7 protein-coding genes and 1 pseudogene are annotated in these 6,405 nt (G+C 39.7%); 5 read left to right on the top strand and 3 right to left on the bottom strand.

Going from position 1 to position 6,405, the window contains the following annotated elements:
* From B2R65_RS18325 to B2R65_RS18315, 3 genes are all read left to right on the top strand, one after another.
* The coding region (locus B2R65_RS18325) for a lyase family protein (protein ID WP_286745057.1) at positions 1 to 624 on the top strand (624 nt) is incomplete at its 5' end.
* Positions 625 to 701: 77 nt separating this feature from the next.
* Complete coding sequence (locus B2R65_RS18320) at positions 702 to 1,847, top strand: cupin domain-containing protein (RefSeq protein WP_286745054.1); 1,146 nt, start codon at positions 702 to 704, stop codon at positions 1,845 to 1,847.
* A gap of 9 nt (positions 1,848 to 1,856) precedes the next feature.
* Positions 1,857 to 2,315: a GNAT family N-acetyltransferase gene (locus tag B2R65_RS18315; protein ID WP_138541176.1), complete on the top strand. Its 459-nt coding sequence runs from the start codon at positions 1,857 to 1,859 to the stop codon at positions 2,313 to 2,315.
* 45 nt (positions 2,316 to 2,360) lie between these two features.
* On the opposite strand, the gene B2R65_RS18310 is transcribed toward B2R65_RS18315, so the two are convergent.
* Together B2R65_RS18310 and B2R65_RS18305 are read right to left on the bottom strand one after the other, a co-directional pair.
* Positions 2,361 to 2,807, bottom strand: a complete 447-nt coding sequence (locus B2R65_RS18310; protein WP_029772653.1) for a DUF4826 family protein — start codon at positions 2,805 to 2,807, stop codon at positions 2,361 to 2,363.
* Between the two features lie 141 nt (positions 2,808 to 2,948).
* Positions 2,949 to 4,352, bottom strand: coding sequence for a M28 family peptidase (locus B2R65_RS18305; protein ID WP_286745049.1), 1,404 nt, complete (start codon positions 4,350 to 4,352; stop codon positions 2,949 to 2,951).
* Between the two features lie 230 nt (positions 4,353 to 4,582).
* Between B2R65_RS18305 and B2R65_RS18300 the strand changes: the two genes are divergently transcribed.
* Entirely contained in the window at positions 4,583 to 5,380 is a 798-nt protein-coding gene (locus B2R65_RS18300; protein WP_286745046.1) for a class I SAM-dependent methyltransferase, read from the top strand.
* A 1-nt stretch (position 5,381) separates the two neighbouring features.
* On the opposite strand, the gene B2R65_RS18295 is transcribed toward B2R65_RS18300, so the two are convergent.
* Positions 5,382 to 5,786: a GFA family protein gene (locus B2R65_RS18295; RefSeq protein WP_055019850.1), complete on the bottom strand. Its 405-nt coding sequence runs from the start codon at positions 5,784 to 5,786 to the stop codon at positions 5,382 to 5,384.
* Between the two features lie 197 nt (positions 5,787 to 5,983).
* Between B2R65_RS18295 and B2R65_RS18290 the strand changes: the two are divergent.
* Positions 5,984 to 6,405: pseudogene (locus B2R65_RS18290) on the top strand (hypothetical protein); the annotation flags it as partial.

The following is a 6,405-nucleotide window of genomic DNA, read 5'->3' as shown; positions in this document are numbered from 1 at the left end:
CCGCATGACTACATTGCCGAGCTATTTGATGCTATTGCTCGCTTTAACACTATTTTACTTGATTTTGATCGTGACGTTTGGGGTTACATTGCCCTTAACCACTTCAAGCAAAAAACCATTGCTGGTGAAATCGGCTCTTCAACGATGCCGCATAAAGTAAACCCTATCGACTTTGAAAACTCAGAAGGCAACCTAGGCATAGCAAATGCTATATTTGCTCACCTTGCACAAAAACTGCCTGTTTCTCGTTGGCAACGTGACCTTACCGACTCTACAGTACTGCGTAACTTAGGTGTGGGCATGGGCTACACGCTTATTGCTTATCAATCGACACTTAAAGGCGTAAGCAAACTTGAAGTAAATGAGCAACGCTTGCTCGAAGAGCTTGATCAAAACTGGGAATTACTTGCAGAGCCAATTCAAACGGTTATGCGTAAATACGGTATTGAAAAACCATACGAAAAACTTAAAGATTTAACGCGTGGTAAGCGTGTAAATCAAGAGATTATGGCCGACTTTATTGATGGTTTAGACCTGCCAGAGCATGCAAAAGTTGAAATGAAAAAACTAACACCAGCCAACTACATTGGCCGCGCTGTTGAGTTTATTGACGATTTAGTTTAGGTAGTCAATTGCAAATATAAAAAGCGAAAGGATAATCCCTTTCGCTTTTTTTGTACTAAAAATTATAGGTCAACTCTATGTACCAATTAAAAATAAACACCCTCAGTGAACAAGAATTTTTAAACCAATATTGGCAAAAAAAGCCACTATTGATTAAACAAGGTTTTACAGACTTTCAAGACCCAATAGAGGCAGAAGAGCTTGCCGGTCTTGCAATGGAAGAGAGTATAGAGTCGCGTATTGTTACTAACCATAATAACGATTGGCAAGCATACCAAGGCCCATTTGAAGACTTTGAAAAACTCACTGAGCAACACGCAACTTTACTGGTACAAGCGGTTGATCATTGGCATAGCGATGCTGCACAACTGTTAGAGCCGTTTAGATTTATACCTAACTGGCGAATAGATGACTTAATGATCAGCTACTCTACCCCTAAAGGTGGAGTGGGCCCACATTTAGACCAGTATGATGTATTTATAATCCAAGGTGAAGGTAAGCGCCATTGGCGTGTTGGCTTGCCCGATCCTACTCTTAAGCAATTTACACAAAATAAAAAACTACTCCAGGTTGAGCAATTTGAAGCGGTAATAGATTGTATTTTAGAACCCGGCGATATTTTATATATACCACCTGGGTGCCCACATGAAGGCTATGCTATAGAAAACGCCTTAAATTATTCAGTGGGTTTTAGAGCGCCTAACCAACAAGACTTATTTTCGAGTTTTGCCGATCATATTATTGATACTGACAGCGGCCAAAAACGCTATTCCGATCACACATTAACGCTAAGAGACGCTAAAGGTGAGCTTTTAGATAGCGAAGCCAATAAAGTTAAAACCCTTATGCAAGCGCTTCTCAATAACGATGAGTTATTTAAACAATGGCTGGGTAACACCCTAAGTCAGCCCAAGCATGAAATGGACTTAGCACCGCTTGAAGCCCCTTTAACTTGCGAACAAATGAGTGAATTAATAGCCTGCAATAACGATGAGTTTGAGCGTTTAGGTGGCACACGTGCTATTTTTCAGCAATGTGAAGATACCTTACTGCTAAGCATTAATGGTGAGAACTATTTATTACCCCTCTCGGATTTAAAAGCCGTTAGACTTTTAACTGATAATAGTTATTTTAACACTGAAGATTTAGACCAAGCCCAACCAAGCCTAGTTTTTATTCAAACTTTTACTACACTAGTTAATGAGGGAGTTTGGTTTAACTAGGGGTGTTCTATGAGCTATCAAGTTAATAAAGTAGAGTGGGATATACAAAAAGACCTGCTACAACAAATACGTGAAAAGGTTTTTGTATACGAATTACACATCCCAAAACGCATAGAATTTGATAGCCTCGATAAAATTGCTCACCACGTTTTAGTGACTGATGAATGCAAATTGCCTGTTGCTACAGGCAGGCTTTGTACCGACGGGTTAATAGGCCGAATTGCTGTACTGCCAGAGCACCGAAATCGTCATGTATACACATCGCTGCTGACCTTTATTGTTCAACTAGCCGCAAACGACGGCCATAAAGCCATTAGTATTAATTGCATATTAAATGAAGTAGAGCGTTTTAAGCGAAATGGGTTCAAGCAGCAAGGCACTGTATTTATGGAAGCAGGCATACCCAGACAGCGTATGCTCTGTGAAGTATCGCAGTTTGTTACCAAACCCTTTACGTTAGTACATTAAAAAAGGGCGGAAATTGCCCTTTTAAATGTTCATACATGCATCATTCTATTTTGGCTCATTGGCCCAAAGTTGCTCGTTTTCATGCATTTCGTATAAACCATGAGCACGGTTTATAAGTAAGTTGGCAAAATCGACCTGGGTTTTATCACGAGCACCCACACTCATTATTTGATCGGCTTTTAACTGCCATTGTAACGAAAAATAACGCATGGCATCGCGTGCATCTTTTGCTGCACTTACTTCAGCATGATCTGTTGGTAAGCGCCCTGTTATTACCCAATAGCTCTTGCCGTTTTGTGCTTTAAATTTCCACATAGCACACAGTGGCGCTAAAAAACGGCTATCTTTGTCTATTACTGATTTAGGCATAATGCCTTTTTCTGCTAAATATTTTTGAGCGTTTTGAAAACATTCGCGTTGCCAAGCAACACGTTGCTGCTCTATTTGTGCTTGCTCTTGCGCTGTTAATGGTTTTTTTTCTTCTTGCTGCATTTTATTAACCTTTACTGCTTTTTTTTACACTCTAAGTGCATAACAAATAAGGTGCAAGCATAAAACAGCTGCTTTGCACCTTAAATACATCATTTGATTTGTTTTTGGCCACAATTACGTTTAAACAATAATAAATCGCTGTTATTTTATATTGTGATCAAACGAGCCCACATCACCTGGGAACACCACTGGCGATTCAATCCCGTCTTTACTTATCGCTGCAACACCAAAATAGTAGTTATCAATAACCACATTTTTAAGTGTGGCCGTTGTAACTTTCCCAACATCTTGGCTAAATTGCCATTGTGGCTCACTGGTATAGCGCCAATAAATACGATAACCAGCTATATTATCATCATCTGACTTTTGCCACGAAAGCGTGGTGTTAGCATTAACCGCGCCTTCAATTTTCATCTGCTTAGGGGGTGCTGGGGCCCACGCCATTGAAGCCATAGTTACAGCGTTAAGCGAGGTAAGTTTTGCAGTGTAGTCAAAATCAACACCATCTATTGTATCCCCATAAACCACGCCATTTTCAGTGCGTAAGTCTTGATGCTGTCGGTCGTAATGCTCGTTAGTTTCCATAATTCTGACTGCAGCAAAACCTGCATCGTTAAAGGGTCTATGGTGCCCGCCTCGGCCAAATCTATCTAACCTGTAAACTAACATTGTATCTAAATTTGGGATGTACCTATCAGCAATAGTATCTATATAGCGGGCTAAATTACGGCTCGCTGAGTCTACCTCACCGCCGGTAAATCGCCTTGTACGCGCCTGCTCTTTAGTTTCTACTACACGTGTGCCTTCAGAAAATATGCGTGCCGTTGTATTGTCGGTAACGCCATTAATACCGGTAATGTTGCCAATCATATCGTTATTTAAAACGCCATGAACTTGCCAATCATGCTTTTGCGCATACGCTGTGAGTATTTTACCACCAAACAGGCCTTGCTCTTCGCCCGAAAGTGCCGCATATACAACTGAGCCATTAAATTCATATTTGCTAAGTACACGTGCAGCTTCAATAATACCTGCCACGCCCGAGGCGTTATCATTGGCACCTGGTGAATCACTGGTAAAGTCCATAACATCACTCACGCGCGAATCAATATCGCCCGACATAATCACCATTCGGTTTGGCTCAGTACTGCCGCGCTGAATTGCAACAATGTTTACTACTTCAACAGGATTAGGGATTCGTTTTTCACCTGATATGGTGTCTTTAACTTCAATTACTTCTAGGCAGCCACCACATTGTGCTGATATTTTCTCAAACTCTTTTTTGATCCAACGCCTTGCAGCGCCTATACCCCGTGTATCTGACTTAGTGTCTGAAAGCGTATGGCGAGTTCCGAAATCCACCAGCGTTTGTATATCACTCCCAATACGCTTAGCTGATACCTCGGCTGCAATATCATGTAGCATTTGTTGTTCTTCATATTTTATGCTGGCATGAGCGTGTGCTGTTAACCCTGCCGTACAAGCAAAAGCTAACGCACTCAATTTAATAAGTTTAGTTGTAATAGAAAAAGGTTTTTTGCGCATTATAAGCTCCTTATTTTTTACCTTACCTTTACTCAACAACCTAGTTAGTGCAACTATTTTGAGTTAAAGCTTTATACAAGTAAGCTCAACTGTAAAAATTAACCACAGTTACACACTCCTCCCTCGTTTATGCAACTGAGCGTATTACAAACCTTGTTACATAAATATGTTATATACATTGCGTGTTTTCGTGGCAAACTAATGGGGTGTTTTATTTGTAATTGTAATCTATGCGCCAGCTTAAAGCCGATACGGTCTCTGCCAATTTAATAGCTTCTAGTAACAACCAATATGGGCCTATTTGTGTTTATCAAAATACGGCCTATCGCTGGTTAACACTTGCCCAAAATGCGCATAGCGATATTACTATTCAAGGGGTAATGAGCCTTAATAAAAATGAACAACTACTGATTGCGGTTAATCAATGTATGCTGTTATTTTTACTAAAAACAGTAGAGCCACTTCGGGTTTTAAATTTAGGTTTAGGCACTGCGGGCATTGAACGAGCTATTTATTATTTACATAACAAAACAGCTTATATAAATAACGTAGCTGTGTTTGACAGTGTAGAAATAAACCCCGCGATGATAAGCGTTGCAAAGCAGCATTTTAGCTTGCCCGCTAATCATACGGTGCACTTACAAAATGCAGAGTTGTTTGTTGCAACGTGCACGCGTACATACAATGTCATCACAATTGATATTTTTAGTGGTGATGTACACCAAGACTTTTTATCAGATAGTGTATTTTGGCAAAACATACGTCGCTGCAGTGAGCAAAACGCACAAATTATTATAAATTTAAACCCTAAAACGGGTAAAGAGCTTCAAGCTTTACTCGTCTTGTTTAGGCAACACTTTAGCTGCATCGCCCTTATAGAGTTTAACGAGTACAAAAATATTGTCGTGATACTTTCTCAGCAAAGCTTAATACACATCAATAAAGAAGAAATAGCTCATTCGCCATTATTTAAAACGTGGGCGCCCACCCTTCACAGCGACATAAACAGCATTTATCACATAGAGTAATTTATCGCCCAGGTTCGTGTTTTTCATAGCATGGTAAACGGGTTTCTAATTGCTCCCAATTGGCTTTAGAGGTAACAAAATTATGCGAAATGACCTGTTCAGTAATATCACTGTCTATCAACCCTAGACGTATACGCAAGCGTGATTCATCCAGAGCGTTCGCACTGTAAATGGGCGATCCACAGGTTTTACAAAAAAAGCGCGCACGCCCAGGTTTAAAATTAAATTCAGTTAAATTATCTTTACCTTTGGTAAGTGTAAAATCGCGAGTATTTACAAAACCATTTGTGGCAAAAGCAGTCCCGCTGTTTTTTCTGCATAGTGAGCAATGGCAATGAATGATTTGAGAAATAGGCCCTTTAATTTCAATGCTTACCGCTTTACATAGGCACGTTCCTGTATACATATAATCCCTTTATTATTTTAATTTTGTGTTGTTAGCTATTTTACCCGTTTAAAATATAAACGTCAGCACAATAGATACAACACAACATTGGTTGACTAATCCACAGTAAATTGGTTATATAAATTTTAAGATTTAAAAATTAAAACCCATGTAATTGGTATACCAATTTATGTACTTACATTAGTAAAAGAGGGATTATGCGCGTTAAATACAGCTTACTATTAGTGGCCTGCTCAGGATTATTAGCCTGTAGCCAAAACAATCAAAACGCCCCCTCTGCAAAGTGGCTACTAGTAGATAACTTTGAACAACCACTAAAAGGCTGGACAAAGGCCGACACAGACAATCAAACTCAACCTTATGTCGCTAACCCACAAGTGACTAAAATAGAGGTTGAGGACACAACCAAAGGGATTAACCATTTTTTAATTAAAAAGCCCGCCGAAAAGGGTATTGTTGGAAACCGTAAAGCCCTTAGCTATAAAAAGCTGCCAAAAACAGTGCCAGTTGGCGAAACCTACACTTTTTTTACACGTATTAACGTTGCCTCTTTTCCAAATAACCATGCTTTTGGATTAAGTAATTTAGAGCCAGAGCAAATAAACGTTCATGGCTACGA

Source organism: Pseudoalteromonas sp. UBA2102 (assembly GCF_002331165.1).
Classification (GTDB): Bacteria; Pseudomonadota; Gammaproteobacteria; order Enterobacterales; family Alteromonadaceae; genus Pseudoalteromonas; species Pseudoalteromonas atlantica.
Note: the sequence above shows the minus strand (reverse complement) of the source record. Positions and strands in the feature narration are given on the sequence as shown.

Excerpts from the sequence above, each read along its gene's own strand:
- B2R65_RS18300 (WP_286745046.1), top strand. The coding sequence starts at position 4,583 with ATGCGCCAGCTTAAAGCCGATACGGTCTCTGCCAATTTAATAGCTTCT.
- B2R65_RS18320 (WP_286745054.1), top strand. The coding sequence starts at position 702 with ATGTACCAATTAAAAATAAACACCCTCAGTGAACAAGAATTTTTAAAC.
- B2R65_RS18305 (WP_286745049.1), bottom strand. The coding sequence starts at position 4,352 with ATGCGCAAAAAACCTTTTTCTATTACAACTAAACTTATTAAATTGAGT.
- B2R65_RS18310 (WP_029772653.1), bottom strand. The coding sequence starts at position 2,807 with ATGCAGCAAGAAGAAAAAAAACCATTAACAGCGCAAGAGCAAGCACAA.
- B2R65_RS18295 (WP_055019850.1), bottom strand. The coding sequence starts at position 5,786 with ATGTATACAGGAACGTGCCTATGTAAAGCGGTAAGCATTGAAATTAAA.
- B2R65_RS18315 (WP_138541176.1), top strand. The coding sequence starts at position 1,857 with ATGAGCTATCAAGTTAATAAAGTAGAGTGGGATATACAAAAAGACCTG.